Source organism: Moraxella sp. 179-F 1C4 NHS (assembly GCF_045370505.1).
Classification (GTDB): domain Bacteria; phylum Pseudomonadota; class Gammaproteobacteria; order Pseudomonadales; family Moraxellaceae; genus Faucicola; species Faucicola tetraodonis.
Genome location: NZ_JBIQEC010000002.1, coordinates 87,238 through 108,651, shown reverse-complemented (window position 1 = coordinate 108,651; position 21,414 = coordinate 87,238). Strand labels below are relative to the sequence as shown.

Annotated in this window: 18 protein-coding genes; 8 read left to right on the top strand and 10 right to left on the bottom strand. The window is 44.2% G+C overall.

What is annotated here, in order from left to right:
- Positions 1–9: 9 nt before the first annotated feature.
- Positions 10–2,229, bottom strand: coding sequence for a M3 family metallopeptidase (locus ACH0AB_RS01515; RefSeq protein WP_406876890.1), 2,220 nt, complete (start codon positions 2,227–2,229; stop codon positions 10–12).
- Positions 2,230–2,465: 236 nt separating this feature from the next.
- On the opposite strand from ACH0AB_RS01515, the gene ACH0AB_RS01510 reads away from it, so the two are divergent.
- Both ACH0AB_RS01510 and ACH0AB_RS01505 read left to right on the top strand, forming a co-directional pair.
- Positions 2,466–3,296 (top strand): endonuclease/exonuclease/phosphatase family protein, encoded by an 831-nt coding sequence (locus ACH0AB_RS01510; RefSeq protein ID WP_406876889.1) that lies wholly within the window; start codon positions 2,466–2,468, stop codon positions 3,294–3,296.
- Positions 3,297–3,478: 182 nt separating this feature from the next.
- Positions 3,479–3,751 carry a hypothetical protein gene (locus ACH0AB_RS01505; RefSeq protein WP_203172435.1) on the top strand — a complete coding sequence of 91 codons (273 nt, stop codon included), beginning with the start codon at positions 3,479–3,481 and terminating at the stop codon, positions 3,749–3,751.
- A gap of 181 nt (positions 3,752–3,932) precedes the next feature.
- Here the strand turns inward: ACH0AB_RS01505 and rnr are convergent, their stop codons facing one another.
- A complete protein-coding gene (rnr, locus tag ACH0AB_RS01500; protein ID WP_406876888.1) occupies positions 3,933–6,305 on the bottom strand; it encodes a ribonuclease R in 2,373 nt (790 codons plus the stop codon).
- A gap of 380 nt (positions 6,306–6,685) precedes the next feature.
- Between rnr and rlmH the strand changes: the two genes are divergently transcribed.
- Both rlmH and ACH0AB_RS01490 read left to right on the top strand, forming a co-directional pair.
- Positions 6,686–7,192 (top strand): 23S rRNA (pseudouridine(1915)-N(3))-methyltransferase RlmH, encoded by a 507-nt coding sequence (gene rlmH / locus ACH0AB_RS01495; RefSeq protein ID WP_406876887.1) that lies wholly within the window; start codon positions 6,686–6,688, stop codon positions 7,190–7,192.
- 158 nt (positions 7,193–7,350) lie between these two features.
- Positions 7,351–8,175 carry a DODA-type extradiol aromatic ring-opening family dioxygenase gene (locus ACH0AB_RS01490; RefSeq protein WP_406876885.1) on the top strand — a complete coding sequence of 275 codons (825 nt, stop codon included), beginning with the start codon at positions 7,351–7,353 and terminating at the stop codon, positions 8,173–8,175.
- 3 nt (positions 8,176–8,178) lie between these two features.
- Here ACH0AB_RS01490 and ACH0AB_RS01485 read toward each other — a convergent pair whose 3' ends face one another.
- Positions 8,179–9,420, bottom strand: coding sequence for a multidrug effflux MFS transporter (locus ACH0AB_RS01485; RefSeq protein WP_406876884.1), 1,242 nt, complete (start codon positions 9,418–9,420; stop codon positions 8,179–8,181).
- 197 nt (positions 9,421–9,617) lie between these two features.
- Positions 9,618–10,451: an archaetidylserine decarboxylase gene (gene asd, locus ACH0AB_RS01480; protein ID WP_406876883.1), complete on the bottom strand. Its 834-nt coding sequence runs from the start codon at positions 10,449–10,451 to the stop codon at positions 9,618–9,620.
- 151 nt (positions 10,452–10,602) lie between these two features.
- Between asd and dtd the strand changes: the two genes are divergently transcribed.
- The 3 genes from dtd to phoR all read left to right on the top strand — a co-directional run bounded on the left by dtd (position 10,603) and on the right by phoR (position 13,342).
- Positions 10,603–11,055: a D-aminoacyl-tRNA deacylase gene (dtd, locus tag ACH0AB_RS01475; RefSeq protein WP_406876881.1), complete on the top strand. Its 453-nt coding sequence runs from the start codon at positions 10,603–10,605 to the stop codon at positions 11,053–11,055.
- 190 nt (positions 11,056–11,245) lie between these two features.
- Positions 11,246–11,944 carry a phosphate regulon transcriptional regulator PhoB gene (gene phoB, locus ACH0AB_RS01470; RefSeq protein WP_065253820.1) on the top strand — a complete coding sequence of 233 codons (699 nt, stop codon included), beginning with the start codon at positions 11,246–11,248 and terminating at the stop codon, positions 11,942–11,944.
- Positions 11,945–12,034: 90 nt separating this feature from the next.
- A complete protein-coding gene (gene phoR / locus ACH0AB_RS01465) occupies positions 12,035–13,342 on the top strand; it encodes a phosphate regulon sensor histidine kinase PhoR (RefSeq protein WP_406876880.1) in 1,308 nt (435 codons plus the stop codon).
- On the opposite strand, the gene ACH0AB_RS01460 is transcribed toward phoR, so the two are convergent.
- The 4 genes from ACH0AB_RS01460 to ACH0AB_RS01445 form a co-directional block, all read right to left on the bottom strand.
- Positions 13,317–14,666 (bottom strand): D-amino acid dehydrogenase, encoded by a 1,350-nt coding sequence (locus tag ACH0AB_RS01460; protein WP_406876879.1) that lies wholly within the window; start codon positions 14,664–14,666, stop codon positions 13,317–13,319. The genes phoR and ACH0AB_RS01460 overlap by 26 nt on opposite strands.
- A 155-nt stretch (positions 14,667–14,821) precedes the next feature.
- On the bottom strand, positions 14,822–15,253 hold the full coding sequence (mscL, locus tag ACH0AB_RS01455; protein ID WP_036595296.1) for a large conductance mechanosensitive channel protein MscL: 432 nt from the start codon (positions 15,251–15,253) through the stop codon (positions 14,822–14,824).
- Positions 15,254–15,446: 193 nt separating this feature from the next.
- Positions 15,447–17,285 carry a translational GTPase TypA gene (gene typA, locus ACH0AB_RS01450; protein WP_036595294.1) on the bottom strand — a complete coding sequence of 613 codons (1,839 nt, stop codon included), beginning with the start codon at positions 17,283–17,285 and terminating at the stop codon, positions 15,447–15,449.
- Between the two features lie 166 nt (positions 17,286–17,451).
- Positions 17,452–18,609 carry an OmpA family protein gene (locus ACH0AB_RS01445; protein WP_406876878.1) on the bottom strand — a complete coding sequence of 386 codons (1,158 nt, stop codon included), beginning with the start codon at positions 18,607–18,609 and terminating at the stop codon, positions 17,452–17,454.
- Positions 18,610–19,299: 690 nt separating this feature from the next.
- Here ACH0AB_RS01445 and ACH0AB_RS01440 point away from each other — a divergent pair.
- Positions 19,300–19,863 carry a GspH/FimT family pseudopilin gene (locus ACH0AB_RS01440; RefSeq protein ID WP_188875405.1) on the top strand — a complete coding sequence of 188 codons (564 nt, stop codon included), beginning with the start codon at positions 19,300–19,302 and terminating at the stop codon, positions 19,861–19,863.
- Positions 19,864–19,866: 3 nt separating this feature from the next.
- On the opposite strand, the gene pdxJ is transcribed toward ACH0AB_RS01440, so the two are convergent.
- Positions 19,867–20,616 carry a pyridoxine 5'-phosphate synthase gene (pdxJ, locus tag ACH0AB_RS01435; protein ID WP_096489452.1) on the bottom strand — a complete coding sequence of 250 codons (750 nt, stop codon included), beginning with the start codon at positions 20,614–20,616 and terminating at the stop codon, positions 19,867–19,869.
- Positions 20,617–20,655: 39 nt separating this feature from the next.
- Positions 20,656–21,411, bottom strand: a complete 756-nt coding sequence (locus ACH0AB_RS01430; RefSeq protein ID WP_406876877.1) for a DNA repair protein RecO — start codon at positions 21,409–21,411, stop codon at positions 20,656–20,658.
- Positions 21,412–21,414 lie beyond the last annotated feature (3 nt).

Genomic DNA, 21,414 nt, shown 5'->3' with positions numbered 1-21,414 from the left:
ACAACCGTGTTACCAAGCTTGGGTATTGGCGTTATCGGTGTCATCGCTCAGCAGTTCATCATAGCTGCTGGTTAAAAATCCCGAGTGACGTAACAGCGCATCAATGCGGGCCTCACGACCGCGAAATGCCTCAAAGTTGGCTTTTGCAGATTGGCTACCGCCTTTGGCTAAAATGTTATCACGGAAAGATTTGCCAGCGTTTTTATCAAAAATACTGGTCTCTTCAAACTTGCTAAACGCATCGGCTGACAACAGTTCTGCCCATTTGTAAGAATAATACCCTGCCGCATAGCCCCCTGCAAAAATATGACTAAAGCCATTGGCAAAACGGTTATAACTGGCGGTCGGCATAATCGACACATCGGCACGCACGCTGTCGAGTAACGCCAATAACTGTGGATAATCGGGTGCTGGGGTTTTGGCATGCAGTAACAAATCAAATAGCGCAAACTCTAGCTGGCGCAGCGTTTGCATGCCGCTTTGGAAATTTTTGGCAGCGAGCATACTTTGTAGCATGCTCTCTGGCAACGTTTCGCCCGTATCGACATGGCGGCTGATTAATGCAATCCCTTCAGGGTGCCATGCCCAGTTTTCCATAAACTGACTGGGTAGCTCAACTGCATCCCACTCGACCCCATTCACGCCTGCCACATCGCCAACATTCACTTCAGTAAGCAGATGATGCAGCCCATGTCCAAACTCATGAAAGAGGGTTAACACTTCATCATGGGTTAATAAGCTGGGTTTGCCGCGCTGTGCACCTGTTGGCGCAGGGCTAAAATTTGCCACCATAAAACAAACAGGTAACTGCTGATAACCGCTATCATCGTGTTGATAACGCGCTTGAAAACCACTCATCCATGCGCCACCGCGTTTGCCAGGACGGGCATATAAATCAAAATAAAAACCACCGATAAGCTGCTGGTTTTCATCAAAAACTTGATAAAAACGCACGTCATCATGCCAGCGCTGTGTGCTTGCAGTTTTATCTTCAATCTTGATGCCATACAGTTTTTGCACAATCACAAATAAGCCTGCGATAACTGTTGGCACTGGGAAGTACGGACGAACTTGTTCTTGCGATAGATTAAATTGACGTTGTTTGACTTTTTCTGCCAGATATGCGGTGTCCCAAGGTCGCACCTCATCGCCCTCATCACCGATGCCAAACGCTAAACCTTCAATTTGCAGTTGTTTTAAATCCTGCATGGCAAAGGGTCGTGCTTTGTCTGCCAAATCCCGTAAAAATTGCTCTACAGTGTCGACATTGTCCGCCATTTTAGTGGCAAGCGATAATTCAGCAAAATTGTCGTAGCCCAATAACTGGGCTTTTTGTGCGCGTTTTGCCAAGATATCCGCCATGATATCGGCATTGTTAAATTCTGGCTGCGCTGACAATTCAGAGGCGCGAGTGACATACGCACGATACAAGGTTTCGCGTAACTCGCGGTCATCGGCATAGGTCATCACCGCAAGATAGACTGGGATATCAAGTGTCGCGACATAAGGCGTTGCCAATACTTGCTCAGGGAATTTTTCTGTGTATCGCCTGCCCGCATCTGCCAGCATGGCAAGCGCAGATTCAGGCAGTCCTGCCAGTTGCGATTCGCTTAACGGTAAAAAATAGCTTTGGGTGGCATCGAGCACATTATCGGAGAACTTAGCCGATAGCGTAGATAACTCGCTGGCAAGGGTGGCAAATTGCTGTTTTTGCGCCTCCGCTAAACCCACACCGGATAATTCAAAACTTTGTAGCGCCAAGGTCAACGAGCGTTGTCTCGCCGGCTCTAAACGCTCAAAAAATGACTGATCGCTCACCACACGCTGATAGCGTTGATATAGCGGGAGATGTTGACCAACCGCCGTGCCGTAGGCAGAAAGCGCAGGCAGTAATGCATGATGCAGTTCACGGATTGGCTCATCACTGACCACGCTATTTAAGTGCGATAGCAAGCCCCAACTGCGGTCCAGTGCTAAATTCACATGGTCAAAAGCGATAATATCATTGAGCGCTTGTTGGCTGCTGAGGTGTCCATCGTCAACTTGGCTATTAGCTTGCCCAGCTTTATTATCCAGGTCATCGAGCCCAGCTTCATCATCGAGCATAGTTAAAAACGCATGTCCATTCGCCAACGCCTCATCGATTGCCGTCTTGAGTCGCTCAAGCGCTAATTGATTAAATTCAACAAGGTGCAAATTTTCTGTCGGATTTTCTACATCGTTGGTCATACTGTTTTCCAATTTTTTATCGCTCGTTGATGATTGAGAGTAAAAGTCGTCATTGCCCAAAATTTTAGCATAAAAACCGCAACGCTTGGCAAAGCTACCCCATTTTGCTAAATAGGTTTACTACATACGTTTGCGACATGTCGACAATCATTATATTGTGACAATTTTTTGTCAAAACAAGCCAGCGGTACAATTTCACGTTAAAATAATGCCATGTTTATCACTGTGATTTTATTATGCGCTCACTAACACCTAAAAAAATAATACCTAACCCAGTAGCATCTAACCAAGTAGCAGGCGCCAAACAGCCAAAAAACAGCCTAATCATCACCAGTTATAACATCCATAAAGGCATGTCACCCTTCAATCGTTTTGTCAAAATGGAAGGCATCGCCGCTGCCCTTAACCAAGTGCAATCTGATATTATCTGTTTACAGGAAGTCCAAGGTCAAAATCTCAAACGGGTGGTGAAATACAATGAATTTCCCGACCAGTCCCAACATGAATGGTTTGGCGAGTATTTACAGCTTGAAAATAGCTATGGCAAAAACGTCGAATATAACCACGGTCATCATGGCAATGCGGTGCTAAGTCGCCATCCGCTCGACCCCAAACACAATGTCAATATCACAGTGAGCCGCCTTGAGCAGCGTGGTGTATTGCACTGCGAAATCCAGCCCAAAGGCTGGCATACGCCCATTATCGTGCTTTGCGCGCATCTAAACTTAAGGGAAAATGACCGTGAAAAACAGTATGAGGTGATAAGCCAGTATATCAATAACGAAATCGACCAATCCACGCCGCTGATATTGGCAGGCGATTTCAATGACTGGAAAAAGTTATCCTGTCAAAAGCTTGGCTGTGACCTTAATTTACAAGAAGCCGTGCTGACCCACCATGGCAAATTACTGCCCACCTTCCCTGCCAAGCTTCCGGTATTAAGCCTTGACCGTATCTATGTCCGTAACCTACAAGTACACCGTGCTTGGGTGCATAAGGGACAACCTTGGTCAAATCTCTCTGACCATTTGCCGGTTAGTGCCGAAGTCAGTCTGCTGCCAGATTAGACATTAAAAGATTAACAGATTAAACTTGCATGATTTTTGCAGCAAGGTAGCCTAGCAATTTTTATAGACATGACTGTCAATTTTTGTCCTAGCGAAACCCGATTTGACGTTTTAAGCCACAGACTTTAGACGTCAGGCTTTACACGTCGGTTAGCCAAATTGACGCTACACTGGAAATCCTCATGCAGCCAAAATTACTCATTATTTTTGCGATATTAGGCATCACCGCACTCGCCATTTTTAACCTAATATCATCACATCGTACCCAGCAAGTCATTGCATCCAATCAAGCCAATAGTAGTGCCGCCTCGGCGCCCTTAGCCATAGCATCAAACGATACGTCATCGATTGGCGAGCAGCCTAAACAAGTGCTTGATAAGGCAACAACAGATTTGAATCAAACCGCTCAGACCTCATCCAACAACTTGGCGAGCGCAGAGAAAACCACGCAATAATAACTTGGCGTAATTGATTGTAGCACCGCTAACCAAGCAAGACTAGTTAAAGGGCATCAAGTGGCTAATGTGAAGTCGCTAACATCAAGTGACTAAGATTAAGTGGACAAAGGCGTTTTGTGTTTTGGCAGGTATTTTTCTCAACGATAAAAAAAGGGCAAATTGTATTGCCCTTTTTTCATTAACGAGATTTGTTGCGCGCGTTACTTTTATTTTTAGCGCTTTTTGCTTTCCTAGCGCTCTCATTTGGCTTAGATTGAGCGTTAGGATTAGATGGGGCGTTGGGATTAGATTGAACAGAATTAGAGACCGCTTGTGATTGACCGCGACTTTTGCCTTTACCGCGATTATTAAATGACGATTTTTCCAGCTGTGCCACCAAATCAAAATCAATCTGCTGGGTCTCCATATTGACGGCAGCGACTTTGACACGGATTTTATCACCGAGTCCGAACACCAGTCCTGATTTTTCACCAAATAACTGCTGCGCCTTGTCATCATATACAAAGTAATCTTCGCCCAAATGCGAGATATGAATCAAGCCATCAATGAATAAATCGGTGAGAGTCACAAACAAGCCAAAATTGGTCACTGTGGTAACCACGGCATCAAATTCTTCACCGATATGGTCTTTCATATAATGCGCTTTGAGCCACTGCTCAACAAAACGGCTGGCTTCATCGGCACGGCGCTCTGTCATTGAGGTCTGTTCACCCGCATCTTCTAGTGACCAATCTGGTAGGGGCGCCTTTTTGCCCGTCACTTTCGCTTTGATGGCACGGTGTAGCATCAAGTCGGGGTAACGGCGAATCGGTGAGGTAAAGTGGCTGTATTTCTCATACGCCAGCCCAAAGTGTCCGATATTGGTCGGTGCATAGTTGGCTTGCTGCATGGAGCGCAGTAGCACACTATGAATACTAATCGCATCAGGACGCTCGCGTGTCGCTTCAATGATACGCTGATAATCTGCCTGTGTCGGGTTTTCTTCAGGGAATGACAAACCAAAATGCTTTACAAAGTCACTGACGCGAGCGGCTTTTTCTGCCTCTGGGGTATCATGATTGCGATACAAAACCGGCAATTCATGCTTGAGCGAAAATTCAGCCGCGCAGGTATTTGCCAATAGCATCATCTCTTCGATGAGCTTATGCGAGTCACCACGCGTCCGTGCCACAATGGCACTGATTTTGCCTGCTTCATCAAACTTGATATAAGTCTCTTGGGTTTCAAATTCCATCGCATGGCGCTGTTCGCGTTTGACCAATAGCACTTTGTACAAATCATACAGCACATCAATCGATTTTTTGACCGCTTTATTACCCGTGATAGTGACAGGCACTTCGGCTTTGGGCGTTTCCCCTTGCGCTTGGGCAAAATAATCATTGACTTGGTTATAAGTCAATCGCGCTTGAGAATGCATCACGCTTGGATAAAACTCATGGCTGGTCACGTTGCCGCTACGCGATAGTATGATGTCGGCTACCATACACAAGCGGTCAACACCTGGGTTTAAAGAGCAAAGCCCGTTGGAGAGTTTTTCAGGGAGCATCGGCACCACAAAATGCGGGAAATACACCGATGTACCACGTTCATAGGCTTCTTGGTCAAGTACTGAGTTGGCAGTCACATAATGACTGACATCGGCAATCGCGACCACCAAGCGATAGCCACCGCCGCGACGTTTTTCGGCATAGACAGCATCATCAAAGTCGCGCGAGTCTTCGCCATCAATGGTGACTAGTGGCAACGCCCGTAAGTCGATACGGTCTTGATAGTCTTTTTGTGTCGGCTCTTTATACGCATCGACTTGCTGCATGACTTTTGGGCTAAACTCATGGGGAATATCGTAATTTAGCAGGGTGGTTTTGATAATCAATTCACGCTCGTTATCATCGACCAAGCTTTCAGTAATTTTCCCCGTCGCGTATTCATGCTGGGTGGGATAGTCGATGATATCGACTTTGACGGGGTCACCCATTTTGAGTTGTAGCGCTTCGACGTTTTCTTCCGTCACCGTAATCGGTTGATGATTGTTTGGGCTAATCAGTTCTACAAAGTAACCATCGTCATCTTTTGCAAGTTTACCAATATATTGTAGCTGGGCATGGGATACCACTGACAACACACGACCCATCATACGACCACGGTTGTCGGTGCTAGTGGCGATGGCTTTTACTTTATCGCCATGAAATACCCAGCGCATTTCAGTTTCATTCAAAAATAAATCGGGCATATCCTCAAGTACGACAAAGCCAAAGCCTTTGGCATGAGCAGCGACCACGCCAGTTACGGCATCGTTCTCAGTCAATGGGCGATAAATATAAGGATTACCACCGTCGGCATCACGGCTTAACTGTCCATCACGCAGCATGGCTTTTAAGCGGTTACCCAGTGCATCGTACTCATCGTCATCCAAATCAAAAATCGTCGCAAGCTCGTGTTGGGTGGCTTGTCCGCGCTCAAGTAAGGTTTGTAAAATCAGTACACGGCTTGGAATCGGGTTGTCATAGTTGGCTGCTTCAACAGCGGCATTGGGGTCTTGCCAATTTTTCATATTGTTGTCGTCTTTTCTTATCATTTAAAATTTGTCATGCAAATTATTTTATCACCTTAGCTAAATGCTAGGGGAAGTATTATCCATCATAGCGATAAAATCATGTTAAAATTTTGTTGCTAAGCTTAGTTTTAGTTCAGGCTTTGGCTCAGCTTAGGTTGATTTAGGCTTTATCGCATTGTATATGGGTGCGTTGCAAGCGTTTTTAAATGGTTGGTTTTTAAATGGTTCGTTTTAAGTTTTAATTAAGCTTTAATTAAGCCTTAATATAGCTGGCTTCGATAGCGAAAATATAGTTGGCTTCGATAATGAGTATTTAATAGCTAACGGTGAATCGCCAAAGCGATATAGATTGGTCAAAAGATAACAAAGGGGAACCCATGAAAGCAAGAATTTTAGCCGTTGGACAAAAAATGCCTGCTTGGGTGCAGACGGGATTTGATGACTATTATAAACGTATTCAGCCCATGCTCAGCACCGAAATCGTTGAAATCCCCGCCTGCAAACGCGCCAAAAGCCCTTCGCCTGCCGAACTTGAAAAATATGCCATCACCGAAGGCGGGCTAATTTTGCAAGCGCATCAAGCCAAAAATTCAGCAGGCAAACGCGAGCAGCTGATTTGCCTAGACGTCCGCGGTAAGAATCTATCAACCGAAGATTTAGCGGCTAAAGTTGGCGAAGCCATGCAGCTGGGTGATGACATGGCGTTTGTGATTGGGGGTGCTGATGGCATTTCAAAAGAGGTATTATCCCATGCGACATTCAAATGGTCGCTGTCCAATCTTACCTTGCCGCATCCGCTCGTGCGCGTGCTACTGATGGAACAGCTGTACCGCGCTATGACCATTATCTATCATCATCCGTATCACCGCGGTGATTATTTTTAAGTTTTTCCAGTTAACCTGTTATGTTTGATTATGTATGAAATCGCTGACATGGCTTGTTTTTGCGAATTTTTCCCTTATTTAACCTATTAATCCTTTTTAGTTAATCCTTATTAATTCGTTATCATTTCTATATTATCACTGCAACTTTAAGAAAATTGATGGAAAAAACCGAAAAACAACCAATCAGCCTGCAGCCATTTTTACCCAACACACCGTACCCGCTTTATACCTTGCCCAGTTTGTTTATCTCGCATGGGGCGCCGACGATTGCCATCGAAAACAACCGTACTACCCAAGCGCTGAATAAATTTGGGCAAAATCTGCCAAAACCACGCTTGATTATCATCATCTCTGCGCATTGGCAAAGCCAGCATCTAGAAATCAATGGCAATGCCGCTCCCGCTACTTGGCATGATTTTAGCGGCTTTCAAAAAGCGCTGTATACAATCGATTATCCTGTCAAAGGCGATAGCCTGATTGCTGAGCAGCTGGCACAGCAGTTGCAAGCTTTGGGCGTTAGCACGTCGGTCAATCGACTGCGTCCATTTGATCATGGGGTGTGGTCGCCGCTGGTGCATTTGTATCCGCAGGCAGATGTGCCGATTGTGCAGCTTTCGCTACCGCAGCATTTTGATAGTTATGCGTGTTTTCAGCTGGGGGCTTTATTGGCGCCACTACGGGCAGAGCAAGTATTAATCATCGGCTCTGGCAGCGTCACCCATAATTTGGCGCAGGTACAGTTTGATAGTGGTGAGGTGGATGCTGAGGCACGTGAATTTAAATATTGGTTGATTCATCAACTCAAACAACATATGCCAACGGCTTTAGATTGGCGGTCACATCCATTTGCCCATCATAATCACCCCACCCCTGAACATTTATTGCCGTTATTTTTTGCGGCAGGCGCAGGCTCAAAGATGAGTATCGTGCATGAAAGTTTTGCCCATTTTAGTTTGGGTATGGATGTGTATCGGTTTGATTAATCCTTAGTCCACATCCGCCACATCGAGATTTTTGTCGATTTGAAATACCAAAAATGCCCCAATAGTCATTAGCATAAACATGGTAATACCCAGTTTGGCGACGGGATTAAAGGGCAGGATATTTAATACTAATCCGCCAAAAATACCGACGACAAAGTTGAGTGAGCCTTGCAAGGCACTCGCCATGCCCGCGCGGCGTTTTTGAAATGCCAAAGCAATGGCACCTGAATTGGGCTGAGTGAGGCCTAGCCCTGCGATACAGCAAAAAATACTGGCTAGCACCAACGGCAACCAAGCTTGCGTGCCAAATACCAAACCTAGCAGCATCAAACACGCCGCCGCGATTACTTGCATCACCGCTCCAAATCGCAGCAAGCTGACTAGACGATAACGGTTCACCAGCCATTGGTTGACCTGTGTCAACCCAATAAAACCTGCCGCGTTCATGCCAAAAATCCAGCTAAAATGCTGCGGCGTCACCCCATACCCTTCCATAATTAGCTCAGGTGCCGCGCTGATATACACAAACATCGAACCCATCAGCAGCCCTGCGCCAATCGCAGGATAATTAAACTGGGTGTCTTTAAGCAAATCCCAGTATTGGCTGAGCACGTCATTCATCGGACGGTTGTTGCGAAACTCATCGGTCAAGGTTTCATGCAAAAACAGCCGGGTCAGCATGATATTTAAAATACCAAACCCTGCCAAAAACCAAAAAATCACCCGCCAACTGGCGACTTTTAACAGCAACGACCCCAAGCTTGGTGCCAAAATCGGCGCAATCCCCATCACTAGCACCATCAGCGAAAACGCCTTTGCCATTTGCTTGGGATGCAAGCGGTCACGAATCATCGCCCGTGACACCACCGTTCCCACACATGCGCCCAACGCCTGTAGCGTTCGTGAGACAAACAACACGTATTCATTGGTGGTGGTGGCGCACATCACTGAAGCAATCACATACAGCACCATGCCCACATACAAAGGCTTGATGCGCCCAATCCGATCCGAAATCGGACCATAAAACAACTGCCCGACCACCAATCCTACAAAATAAGCAGGCACCGAATTGGACATAAAAGCCGTTGCCACGCCAAAATCTTTTGCCATACTGGGCAAAGCCGGCAAATACATATCAATCGACAGCGGACCGATAGCAATAATCAACCCCAAAATCATAATCCAAACTGTCGGATAGTCTAAGTCGTGTGCTGGCTTAGGGTGCGGTGTTGGCGGTAGGTTCATAGTGATCAATTTAAATAAAAAGCGCGTCTAAATAAAAAAGTAGGCAAAAATTATGAGTTGGCTATTATAAACAAATTTTCCTAAAATATTTTTCGTTATCGTTTAGTTTATGTGAGCAATCAACCATGTAGATTGGATAAAAGACCCAATAAAAAAGGCAGCCGTTGCTACCTTGATTTAGCAAATACATTGACAGCTTACTGCAAAAAAGTACCCAAACGTTGACCCATTGTCACCGGCACTGAATTATAAAGACCTGCGCCCCAAGCCATACCCGCTGATTTTGGTAACACCACAATAGCCGTTGAGCCCAAATAAAACCGCCCAAGTTCATCGCCTTTTTTCAGCGTCATGTGATGGGTTTGACGCTGCACGCGATCGCTACGTTTGATTTTGCCTGTGGCAACTGTTTCAATCCCTGCTACAATCATCGCCCCGACTAGCACAACGCAAGCTTTACCAAATTCGGTATCAAACACACACACGCAGCGCTCGTTACGGGCAAACAAATCAGTAATGTTTTCAGCGGTCTCATTATTGACCGAGAATAGCTGTCCTGGCACATAGATGGTTTCTACCAAAGTGCCGTCAAACGGCATATGCACGCGGTGATAATTGGTCGGTGCCAAATACACGGTGACAAAACTACCCTCTTGCATGGCTTTGCCAAGTTCATAATCCGCGAGCAATTGCCCGACTTCATACGATTTGCCTTTGGCTTGCAGGATTTGGTCTTTATCGATTTGCCCCAATTGCGATATCATGCCATCTGCAGGACAGATCAGCGCATCTGGGTCATCATCAATCTTGCGCGCGCCATCTCTGAGCTCACGGGTAAAAAAATCATTAAAACTGTCATACTGAGAAAAACTACCGCGCGCATACTCCTCTAGCTTGATGCCATACACCGAAGCAAAGGTACGAATAAAGGTTTTTTTCACCATCGGATGACGGCTTTGGGCAAGACGACCTGCGATTTCACTGATTTTTTGTTGTGGGACAAGCGATTGTAACGTCGTAAACAAGGTCATAAGTTACTCGAGATTGGCATTTTAAAGTTGGCTTATTATAATCAAAATCCCCCTTAGAATCACGGTATATTAAACACTGGGCTACAAGTTAAGCGACAAGCTAGCTCTTAAGTAAAGCCGCTTACGCTCAAACTGATGGATAGGAAAAATCATGAAAGCAGTATTACAACGGGTGAAATTTGCCAAAGTAGCAGTTAACCAAGCGCCTCACCCACAACAAATCGTCGGCGAGATTGCATACGGCGTACTTGTCTACCTTGGCCTTGGGCATGATGATACGCTCGCGATGGGGCAAAAAATGATTGATAAAATCCTCACCTATCGCGTATTTGAAAATGAGCTAGGCAAAATGGATAAAAACGTGCAACAAGTCAATGGCGGCGTCCTATTAGTGTCACAGTTTACCCTCCTTGCCAATACCCAATCGGGTAGACGTCCTGATTTTAAGCCCGCGATGGCGCCCGACACTGCCAAAGCTTTGTTTGCCCAGATAGTAGCGTATGCCAAGACGCAATATACAGCTGTGCAAACAGGCGAATTTGGCGCAGATATGCAAGTCAGCAGTTGCAATGATGGTCCGATAAATTTTATTTTTGAACTGTGATGCGACCCGTGTTAAGTACCAAAAATTGAGTGAAACACCGAATTTTTTATAACACCACAAATAAAAGCCATAAAAGCTTATCATTGTCATTTTTTTGTCATATTCTGAAGTTGTAATATGGGCATTGTAATATTGTTGTCATAAAATTATTTTGACAAACAGTTGCCCATTTTTATCGCTTGAGAAATTTATGAAAAATGAAACTATTTTGGTAGTGGAAGATGAGCCTGCCATTCGAGAGATGATCGTGACCACACTAGAGATGGCAGGATTTGATTGTTTGCAAGCATCAGAAGTCTCTCAAGCCCATCATTTGGTGGTCGATCATCGCCCCAACCTCATCTTATTAGATTGGATGTTGCCCAATGGGCTATCAGGCATTGATTTATGCCGCCGCCTGAAAAAAGATGAAATGCTCTCTGAAATTCCTATCATCATGCTCACCGCCAAAGGCGAAGAGGACAACAAAGTTCAAGGACTTGACGCTGGGGCAGATGACTATATCACCAAGCCGTTTTCCACCCGTGAATTGGTTTCCCGTATCAAAGCGGTATTGCGCCGTAGTAGCGCATTGTCAGGCGAAAAACCCATTGACATAGGCGGCTTGTCGCTAGACCCTGCCAGTCAGCGCGTGAGTGCCAATAACAAAGCGGTGGATATCGGACCGACAGAGTATCGGCTACTTGCTTTTTTTATGAGTCATCCCGAGCGGGCTTATACCCGTACCCAGCTACTCGATCAAGTTTGGGGTGGCAATGTGTACGTTGAAGATCGTACCATTGACGTGCATATCCGCCGCCTGCGTAAAGTGCTTGAGCCATTTGGGTTTGCGGACTATATCCAAACTGTACGTGGCACAGGCTATCGCTTTTCTAATAAAATCGACTAACAATAGTCTGATTAATCGCATTGAAATTTTTGCCAACTTATCCCAACTTCGCTATAGTAAGCTTTCTCAATGGACGCTAGAAAAATTAATATGTGGTCGAGCATTTTACCCGTGGTGACAGTTGGGGTTGCGGGGCTGTTGATTGGCGGGCTATTAGGGTTTTGGGGTTGGGGACTGGCGATAGGGCTTTGCCTGTATCAGCTATATTTTTTATGGTCGATACAACGCTTTAAAGCATGGTACAACAAAAACCCCGATGAGCCGCCGCCTGCATTTGAGTCCAACCTTAGTGTCGTTGCCAGCAATATCTACCAAGTCAATCGCCAAGAGAAATTGGCGCATCAGCAAACCGTTTCGCTGGTGCAAAAAGTGCGTGACTCGCTGAGCGCATTGCAAGACTCGATTATTCTGATTGATAAAAACGACTGTATCGAATGGTGGAACAACTCTGCCGAGCGGCTTTTTCAATTTAAAGCGCCCGACCAAGGTCGCAATGTGTTGACCATTATTCGCAACCCGCTTTTTCATCAATATTATCACCACATTGAAGACTATCCAGATGGTGTGCGTATCCATAACCCGTCTAATATCGAGCGCTATGTGCAGTGCAAGATTACCAAATTTGGGCAAGAAAAATTACTGCTGATTTATGATGTCACCCGTTTTCAGCACTTAGAACAGATGCGAAAAGACTTTGTGGCAAATGTTTCGCATGAACTTCGCACGCCGCTTACCGTCATCATGGGGTATGTGGAGACTTTGAGTGAACAGCCTGAGTTAGATCCGCGTATTGCTCGCGCGTTTACTCAGATGATGCAGCAAAGTCAGCGCATGAATAACATCATCAATGACTTACTATTATTATCTAGGTTGGAAAATGATGAAAAGCCCGCTGAGCCCAAAGACATTGATATTCCCAAAATGCTAATGCAATTGTTTGACGATGCGCAGATGTACAACAAGTCATACGACCATATGATTCATTTGCATATCGACAGCACGTTACATATTTTGGGTTATGAAGATTATCTGCGAAGTGCGCTCAGTAACTTGATTACCAATGCCATGAAATACACCCCCAAAGGTGGTGAGATTAGTATTAGCTGGCATGAGTGTGACGCGGGGGTATGTTTTAGCGTGACCGACAATGGCATTGGTATCGAGCAGCGCCATATTCAGCGCTTAACCGAGCGTTTTTACCGCGTGGACACGGGTCGAAGCCGTGAGACAGGGGGTACCGGTTTGGGGCTAGCAATTGTCAAGCATGTCTTGTATCAGCACCATGCCACCCTTGATATCACCTCCACAGTTGGCAAAGGCTCGACTTTCACTGTCACCTTTCCAAAATCTGCCAGTATCCCAACTCAAGCCCTTAATCCTGCAAGCCCACAAAGTTAAAATTTACTTGGGGCTGGCGCCCTTGCATGATATCAGCCATCGCTTTTGCTGAGCCGTTCGAGTGCGTCCAGCCCAAAGTGCCATGTCCGGTGTTGAGATACAAATTATCAATACGTCCTTGGCGATTGACCGCGCGACCGATAATCGGCACATTTGACGGTGTCATCGGTCGCAGCCCTGTCCAATAATTTGGCTGAGTCAAATCTACCGCATCCCCAAACACCTCTCTCACCCGCCGCGTAATCGCTTGGCAACGAACGGGATTGAGCTCAAGGTTAAAACCGTTAAATTCAGCCGTTCCTGCTACTCGCAAACGATCGCCTAAGCGCGAGTACACCAGCTTAAACTCATCATCAATCAAGCTTACATAAGGTGTCTCATCGGGTCGCAACACGGGGTACGTGGCTGAATAACCTTTAGCAGGATAGATGGGTAGATTAATACCCAATGCTTTGACTAAGGCCGGACTATAACTCCCTAACGCCAGTACATACGCATCGGCGGACAGTATCTGTGATTGCGCTGGCAAAGCAGCATTATCTTTGCTGTTAACAGATATTACTTCCACACCGTCAATGTGTTGGTTATGATAAACAAGTCGTTTGATGGCAGTATTAAATAAAAATGTTACCCCTTGCTGCTGACAAAGTGCTGCCAAGCGATGGGTGAATTTTTGGGCATCCCCTGATTCATCAAGTGCGGTATAAGTCGCCCCCACCAATTCTTTGCCAATACCAGTTAACGCAGGCTCTAATTCTATCGCTTTATCCACACTAATGACTTGCCGATCACAACCCAATTGCTGCATCCGTTTAGTGGGTGCTATCGCTGCTTGAAACTCAGCATGATCGGTATAAAAATGCATAATACCGCGTGTCAGACAGTCATAATCAATGCCCGTTTGCGCCCTGACTTCGCCGAGTACTTGCCGAGAGTATAATCCTAAATTGACCATCTGCACCAGATTAGCATCGGCACTTTTCGCATTGCACTGCTGCAAAAACTGCCAACCCCATCGCCACAGCGCCATATCAGGGGCTGCATCTTGCGCTGTACTGCCGGGCAAACCCAACAACCGACGCCAGCGAAACAACAATGGCGCATCTTCTCGAAATAACCATTTTAGCGCTTTATAGGGTGTATCAGGATTTGCCCAAGGCGTAGCATGTGACACAGATATTTGCCCACCATTGGCAAACGATGTTGACAATGCCGCGCTACTTTCGCGCTCGATTACCGTTACCTCAAACCCTGCTTGTCGAAGCTGCCAAGCAGTGGTGACACCCACCACCCCTGCACCCAGCACGATTACCTGCTTTGTCATAACTTGCCTTATTGTCGTTAGCTGATGAATATCTATAGATAAAAAATGTAGATTGACTAGCAATCAATAAAAAGCCCCCAGTTATCATGGAGGCTTTTTTTCATTTATAAATAACATGGACTGAAATTTTAATCTATCAGCGTGAGTACAAACCGTTATTTGCTTAATTTACTGCTGATTTCACGTAGCAATAGTACTTCTTCTGAAGGTTCTGGTGCAGCCGCTTCTTGTGCTTCGCTTTGACGGCGTAGGCGGTTCATAGCTTTCACCAACATAAAAATGATAAATGCCAAAATAATAAAGTTGATTAAGATGGTGACAAAATTACCATATGCAAATACAGGCACACCCGCTTTTTTGAGCGCATCATACGTCATAGCGGTGCCTGCAGGTACATCACCTAACACCACAAACATATTGGTAAAGTCGATTCTGCCGCCCATAATCGCAGAGATAATCGGCATAATAATATCTTCTACCAACGACGTGGTGATTTTACCAAATGCGCCGCCGATGATGACACCCACTGCCAAATCCATCACATTGCCTTTGAGGGCAAACTCTTTAAATTCTGACATCATACTCATATAACTTCTCCTATTTCAAAATAATCGCTACAATCGTTGACTAAAAAACCCTTATCATCATAAGGAATTGTATAAAATTTTAAATCTTTGCTTTGCCAGTGTGTAGATTAAATTAAAAAAGCTTGTAACAGGTACAAGCTTTTTGTAAATAAGTGTTAGGCTTTTTCAAAATTTTTATCGCGTAGACTCGCTATTATTTACGACCGTTACGTTTACGCTCATTTTCAGTCAAGTATTTTTTGCGTAGACGAATTGATTTTGGTGTCACTTCAACCAGCTCATCATCTTCAATAAATTCAAGCGCTTGTTCAAGGGTGAAAATGATTGGCGGCGTTAAAATAATCGCATCATCGGTACCACTGGCACGCACGTTCGTCAACTGTTTTGCTTTGGTTGGATTGACTACCATGTCATCGCTACGTGAGTTTTGACCGACAATCATACCTTCATAGACTTCAGTTTGCGGTGATACAAACATACGACCACGTTCTTGAAGGTTAAATAGCGCATAGCCCAATACAGTACCATTCACCATAGAAATCAACACCCCATTTTGGCGTTTTGCCACATCGCCTGTTTTCACAGGACCATAATGTGAGAAACTTGAGGTCATGATACCGGTACCTGAGGTAATGGTTAAGAACTCAGAGCGAAAACCAATCAAACCACGTGACGGTACTACCGCTTCAATACGGATACGACCTTTACCGTCAACTTCCATATTGGTCAATTCGCCTTTACGGTAGCCCATTTGCTCCATTACCGCGCCTTGGTGCTGTTCTTCAACGTCAAAAATCACATTTTCAAACGGCTCTTGTTTCTCACCCTCGATTTCACGAACAATTACTTCTGGACGTGACACACCCAGCTCAAAACCTTCACGGCGCATATTCTCAATCAATACAGATAAATGAAGTTCCCCACGACCTGATACTTTAAATTTATCAGGACTGTCGGTATCTTCTACGCGAAGTGCCACGTTATGAATTAACTCACGTTCTAGGCGCTCACGAATATTGCGTGACGTCACGAATTTACCTTCTTTACCCGCGAATGGTGAGTTGTTCACTTGGAAAGTCATCGATACGGTTGGCTCATCGACACTTAGCGGTGGTAAGGCTTCTACATTTTGTGGATCACAGATTGTATCAGAAATATTTAACGCATCGATACCCGTGATACAGACGATATCACCTGCCTGTGCCATAGGTACTTCGATACGGTCAAGACCATGGTAACCCATGATTTGTAGGATACGGCCGTTACGTTTATTACCTTCTTTATCAACAATCGTTACAGGTGTATTGGTTTTAACTGACCCACGCTGAATACGACCGATACCAATCAAACCTTTGAAGTTATCATAATCAAGGCTTGAAATCTGCATACGGAATGGACCGTCCGTATCCACCTGTGGTGGCTCAACGACATTTACGATGGTCTCAAACAATGGCTGCATATCTTCTGCAAGCTCGTCAGGCGATAACCCTGCAATACCATTCATGGCAGAGGTATAAACGATGGGAAAATCTAGCTGCTCATCTGTCGCACCCAAATTATCAAACAAATCAAACACCTGATCCATGACCCAGTCTGGACGGGCGCTTGGTTTGTCAATTTTATTAATCACCACGATTGGCTTTAAGCCACGGGCAAATGCTTTTGAGGTCACAAAACGGGTTTGTGGCATAGGACCATCAACGGCATCAACTAACAACAACACACAGTCAACCATCGACATTACCCGTTCAACTTCACCACCAAAATCGGCGTGACCGGGGGTGTCGACGATGTTAATACGGTATTCAACGCCGTCTTTAGGATTGGTCCATTTGATCGCCGTGTTTTTGGCTAAAATGGTAATACCACGCTCTTGCTCTAATGCGTTAGAGTCCATGACACGTTCAACTTCTGCGGCACGCTCACCAAAAGTACCAGATTGTTGTAACAGTTTATCGACTAGAGTAGTTTTACCATGGTCAACGTGGGCAATAATCGCAATATTGCGAAGATTTTTGATTGAATCTGACATAAAAAAATAGCTCTTGAAAATTCGGCTAGGAAGGGAAATTAAAACACGCGGTAGTATAACATCTTATCGTTAAAAATAGATTAAATTTATCTAAGTTGAGTTTATAGCTGATAATAAAAATAAAAAAAGCTACCAACGAGGGTAGCTTTTTTTAGTTAATAACTAATTATTGTACGTTCATGTCTTTAGTTTGAACGGTTGTGCCAGATTTGTTACCAGTGATGATAGCATATACACGGCGGTTCATTGCACGGCCTTCAGCAGTGTTGTTGTCTGCGATTGGGCGGTCATAACCGTAACCCACTGTGCTAATACGTTGTGGTGCAACACCAAATTGGTTAACTAACATTGATTTAACCGCATTTGCACGTGCTTCAGACAAACGTTGGTTATAGCGCGCAGATGGACCAGTTTTTGAAGCATGACCTTCAATTGAAGCTGTTGAATTTGGATATTCATTCATTTTTTCAGCAACTTTTTGGATTTCTGGTTTGTACTGATCTTTGATGACAGTTTTGTCATTGTCAAAGAATACACGTAATTCCATACGTAATGCGTCATCCATTGATATTTCACGTGGGCAACCATCAGCATCTACAACAACGTTTAATGGGGTGCCTGGGCATTTGTCAACGCTATTTGGTACGCCATCTTGGTCATCATCACCATCAGTCACAACGATTGGCTCAACAGGTGTAGGCTCAACTACTGGGGCGGCTGGTGCCAAGTGACCACCTAGAACCACGTTAAGACCTGCTAACGCTAGACCTTCCCACCAATCATTATCGAAGTTATAGATCGCACGACCTTCACCACGTAAGCTTAATGCGTCATTGATTCGGTAGTAAGCACCAAGACCTAAGTTACCGATAGTGTCTTTAGAAGTTGCTTTGCTGCCATCATCAAATGCCATTGAGGTTTTTGATTGACCTGCACCGATTAACACATATGGCTTGAATGGGCTGTTAGTGTAGCCACTAAAGGTTTCAGTACCGATAGTAAAGTTACCTGAGTATGATTTTTGTTCAAACTCATGTCCGTTAACTTTATCGCCATTGGCATACAATGCATCAGAATCAGTTTCACCGTACTCTAATTCAAGTGCGATAGTAGGTGTCAATTCGATACCAATACCTGCACCAGTGTACAAGTCGTTATCTTGGTGAGTACCTGCGAATTGCTCGCCTTGTTTATCTTCAGTATCACCAATACCATCTACATAATGGTAACCTAGTAGCAAAGGTGTAACAGTAACGCCTGCGTTAGCGGCTACTGGCATAACAGCTGCAGCAACAACTGCTAGAGCGATTTTATTTAGCTTCATAGAAGTCCTCCAAAGGATTGGCTCATTTTAAATTAAAATAACCTGACAATTAATTCACAAAATGACGCATTAAAACACATGCAATTTATGAACTTGTTAAATATAGCTTAACGCCTAAAAATTGTGTTTACAACTCTTTTTTTTACATTGCTACACAATATTACACGAACATCACAATATGTTATATTTTTATTTTTTAGTAGCTAAGCTAATCACTTACGCTCGATACTAAAAATTCGACAACCATCATGATTCGACATTACACATCAAAACTATATACTTATCTTGACAAGGATTTTAATACAGTCTATTTAAATTTACCATATCTTAAATTCATACTTTCACTAAATGATACATTCTAGTGACATTCACTTACTAAATAAAGGAGACATTTACGTTTCAGGCACAACAGTTTTTTCTTAATAATGTTTTAGAACCAGTAACAATAGGTATTTGAACATTTAAACCTATCTTAGCCTGTGAAATCCTTACTATGTAGAAGAGACATTCCATTCCCTGATAACATCAGTCGTTTAGTCGCTTTCATTCACTTTCTAGCCACCAGCCTTACCTTATAGTTTAATATTTGTTTGTTAATTCTTTTGAACTCTATATAATAATGAACTAAAGTCTTTTATTGTATTATCCCATCATCACTTAACGGTAGCTTTAATAGAATGAATGAATAGAATGAATAATGCAAAAACCAACGTGTTCTCAATAAAAAGACAGGGGTTTACTTTGATTGAAACAGTTGTCGTTGTGGCTGTTTTATCTATCATCGTAGCGATGGCTTCGATTACTATTACCAACAGCTTAAAGCAAATGGAAGCAAAAAGCACCGCTTCAAGCTTAATGAATTTTTTAAGCAGTGCAAAACAAGAGGCGTTGATTTATCAAAACCCTGTGATAGCCTGTGTCGCTAATGATAACTTGGCTTGCGTGACAACTGGCGGTCATCAGCTGATTAGCTTTATCGATAAAAATAACAATAACAGCTATGAGGCAACGGTAGATAAACTCAATCATCAGCTTACGTTAGATTTGTCCTGGGGGGTGCTGACGGCAAATATCTCGTTGAATAACAACTATATTATTTTTAAGCCAGAAAACGCTAGACCCATTGGTTATATGGGTAATATTCAATACTGCCCTTTAGATGGTAAGGTCGATAATCGACTAAAGGTAAGTTTTAGTAAAACAGGCATTATTAAATATAAGCCCTACTCAGTTGAACAATTTAATTGCCCCTAATAGCTAGGCTTTTGCTGTAAATGCTTTTCTCATTGCGCTCACCGCTTCGCTAAGTCCCATAAACACACTGTCTGCAATAATGGCATGACCGATGTTTAGTTCATGGATGCCATCAATATCAGCAATGGGTGCAACGTTGTCACGGGTAAGACCGTGCCCTGCATTGACCAGTAAACTTGCTTTTGCCTCGTGGGCATGAGTCACGGCTGTTTTGATACGGGTGATTTCATGGCTAATTTTAACTTGGTCATGTTGCAAACAATAGTCAGCATAAGCGCCTGTGTGTAGTTCAATGGCATCTGCCCCGAGCGCAATGCTTTTATCAATTTGTGCCAACTCTGGATCAATAAATAGTGATACTTGAGTGCCGACTTGATGTAACTGTTGAATCGCACTGGCTATTTTGTGCTGATTACCAATCACATCAAGCCCGCCTTCGGTGGTCAGTTCTTGGCGTTTTTCAGGGACAAAGCACACCCAAGCTGGCTTAACATCACAGGCTATCGCTACCATCTCGTCAGTGACTGCCATTTCAAGGTTCATACGAGTGGTTATGACTTTGGCGAGCCGATAAACATCATCATCTTGAATGTGACGACGATCTTCACGCAAATGCAGCGTAATACCATCCGCCCCCGCCTGCTCACAAATTAACGCCCCTGCCACAGGATCGGGATACGCCACGCCACGCGCTTGACGCAAGGTTGCAATATGGTCGATATTGACACCAAGTAAGGGTTGATTGCTGGTCATGACATTCCCTATTTTGTCTATGATTGATACTGAGTAAGCTTATTGATATTGGGTAAGCTGCTGCCAAAGTTCTCGGCTTTGCAAGGTTTGATAATTGAGTAAATTATCCATCAAATGGCGGTGCATCGCACTGATGCTATTGACCAATTGTTTGGCTAAATCAAAATCTTGTTGCATCATTTGGTTAAACATCGTTTCATCTTGCAAACATTGATACCAAGTTAGCAGCTGCTCACCTGTTAATGCTATGTCGGTTTTATCCAAGGGTAAAACTGGCATAAATCCCTGCTGTAGCTGGTATTGATAACGCTGCGATGGGACTATTAAATCCCCTAACGCATCTTTAGCAAAATCGAACCCATAGCCTAATTGTTCAAACAATACATTTTCAAAGCGCCTTAAATACCACTTTAAACGGGTCATGTCATGTGGCGATTGCGCTGGGTCGACAAACAGCGTTGCCATGTTTGCCAGGCACTGCTGATATGCTTGCCATATCTCAGCAAACGGCTCTTCAACAGGTAATAGTTTTTGCAAAATCTCGTTGAGATACATGCCCGCATAGAGGCTTTGTCCTGTGAGGGTAATGTGATTTTGCAAAATCTGGCTTTGACTAAAGGTTTTTAGGCTGTTTTTACCATTGCCAAAAAATTGTATGGGGACAAATAGCGGTAAGTTTTTTTTACCGATACCATGTACTACGCCCCATTCTTCACTAAACAGGTAAACCAAACTACGGCTTTCACCATACGGTTTTTGGTGCAAAATATAACCTGTTAGCAGTTGATTGCGCATAGT